Source organism: Methylomonas sp. BG-2 (assembly GCF_057766305.1).
On record NZ_JBYMAP010000371.1, the window covers coordinates 1 to 2604 of the forward strand.

The window sequence follows — 2604 nt, forward strand, 5'->3', positions numbered from 1 at the left end:
GCGGTTTTGCCAGCCAGCCGCAAAATCGGCGGAGCACCGTTGATTGGAGTACAAACCTAGGTTTGTACTCCGGCGTCCGGTCCGCCGCTGCCGGTAGCTGGCTACGGATACGGCCGATTAGGCCGAGCTGTCTATCGTCAGGCGCAGTACGGTAGCCCTGCATGCTGGAATAGTAACAGTCGCGGCTAAAGCACTGCCTGCACGCGGAATTTGCTGTGTCGGAACCACGCCGTTTTCAGCGTTCGCCAAAAAGTTTGTCTACCGTGCGCCGCCCAACCGAAGCGCCTCCAGCCCATCAATCCCATCGGCTTCCGTGGTAGATTATCGGCACCATTTTCAAAGGAACTGCCGGAATGTCCGAAAAAGCCTTGCGCCGTATCGCCGAGAACCAGTTGACGCAAAATCCGGAGTTGGACTTGAGCAACTGCTATTTAGCCTATTTGCCGGACCAGCTTGAAGAATGCACTTGGCTGCAATCGTTAAATCTAAATTCGAATTCCAAGCTTGCCGACCTTACCCTACTGGCGGGTTTGACCCAACTGCGGCAACTTCACTGCTCCGCGACCCAAATCAGTGATCTGACGCCGCTGGCGGGCCTGATCCAGTTGCAGCAACTTAGCTGCTACTACACCCCAATCAGCGATCTGACGCCGCTGGCGGACCTGATCCAGTTGCAGCAACTTCACTGCTCCGAGACCCAAATCAGCGATCTGACGCCGCTGGCGGGCTTGACCCAGCTACAGCAACTTCACTGTTCCGGGACCCAAATCAGCGATTTGACGCCTTTGACCGGCTTACACAATTTGCATAAGCTGGATGTCAGTTTTACTGAAATTAGCGATCTTTGGCCGCTTGTTGGTCTTATTCAAAATCGAATACATGTATCTTGGGTTGGCGGCCCATTTGCTCCGGATCATTCCATTGATATCGTAGACTGCCCGCTAATCTGCCCGCCAGTCGAAATCGCCCGCGATTCGCCGCAGGCGGTGCGCGATTATTTCGAGGAATTGGCCGACGACGGCGAGCGGCTGAACGAAGTCAAGGTGATCTTCCTCGGCGAAGCCTCGGCCGGCAAGACTTCGCTGGTGAAACGGCTGATGAACGAAGCCTTCGACAGCCAGGAAAGCCAGACCCACGGCATCCGCATCCGCCAGGTGCCGTTTGAGATGAGCGACGGCGAGTGCGTCACCGCGCATTTATGGGATTTCGGCGGTCAGGAAGTGATGCATGCCACCCATCAGTTTTTTCTGTCGCAGCGTAGCGTGTACGTGTTATTGCTGAACAGCCGCAACGACGACCAAGCCGAAAAATGGCTGAAACATGCCGACAGCTTTGGCGGCCGCTCGCCGGTGTTGGTGGTGTTGAACAAGATCGACGAAAATCCGTCGTTCGAAGTCGAGCGCAAGAGCCTCGTCGAAAAATACCCGCGTATTCAAGGCTTTTACCGGCTATCGTGCGCGCAAGCCGAGCATCCGGGCTTTATCGAGTTTCGCGAGGCCTTGCGCCGGCAAATCGAACAGGCCGATACCCGGCGCACGCCGTTTCCGGCGCATTGGTTGGCGGTGAAGCAGCGCTTTGTACAGATGCAGCAAGATTACGACTACATCGAATCCGCCGAATATCGGCGGGTGTGCCAGGAACTGGGCGTCACTCGTCCGCTTAGCCAGGACGTGCTGCTGCAATTCCTGCACGATCTGGGGGTGTTGATCAACTTTCGCAACCTGCAGTACTTCGACACCCAAATCCTGAATCCGCTGTGGCTGACCAACGGCGTCTATCGCATCATCAACTCGGGCATCGTCGCCGAACGCGGCGGCTTACTGCGGGAAGCCGATTTCGATGCGGTAATCAACGACCCGCGCTACCAAAGCCACAACACCAACGAGCGCCCATTCGTTTATCCGAAGCACAAACTGCACTACATCGTGCGGGTGATGCAGGAATTCGAGTTGTGCTTCCCCATCGGACCCAATGATTTTCTCGTGCCGCAATTATTGCCGGCCAGCGCGCCGGACTTTCTGGCCGAAGGGGCGTTGCTGCGGTTTGTGATGCATTTTCCGGCGTTTTTACCGAACAGCGTGTTTCCGCGCCTGATGGTGAAGTTACAGGGCTTTATTCGCGGCGACGAACGCTGGCGTACCGGCATGGTGCTGCAAAAACGGTCGGTGTTTGATGCGCTGGCGAGAGTCCGTTGGGACAGGGAAGATCAACAATTATTGATCGACATTTGCGGTGCCGAGCGGCGGCGTTTGCTGAGCTATATCCGGGAAACGGTCAAGGAAATCGTCGCCGATTTTACCGGTTTGGATTTCGTCGAGCGGGTGCCGGTCCCGGATTGCGACGGCTACAAGGACTACGACGAACTGGTCGAAGCGGAAAAAGCCGGCGAAACCGAGATTTTCGTGAAGGAGCTGAGAAAGCGCATTCCCCTCGCCACGCTGTTGGACGGTATCGAAGAGGCGGCGATGCGCGATGAAAACCGGCAAGTGCCGGTCAAGGCCTTCGTGTCTTACTCGCACAAAGACTTGGCGTATATCAAAACCCTGCAAAGCGCGCTGTCGCCATTGGTGCGTTTGCAAAAACTTAGCCTGTGGCACGACCGCG

At 56.3% G+C, this 2604-nt stretch carries 1 protein-coding gene; it reads left to right on the top strand.

Annotated elements, in window-relative coordinates; all coding sequences use genetic code 11:
* Positions 1–353: 353 nt before the first annotated feature.
* Positions 354–2604 (top strand): COR domain-containing protein (locus AC3B8H_RS20270; protein ID WP_488443329.1); only part of this gene is annotated, 2251 nt, incomplete at its 3' end.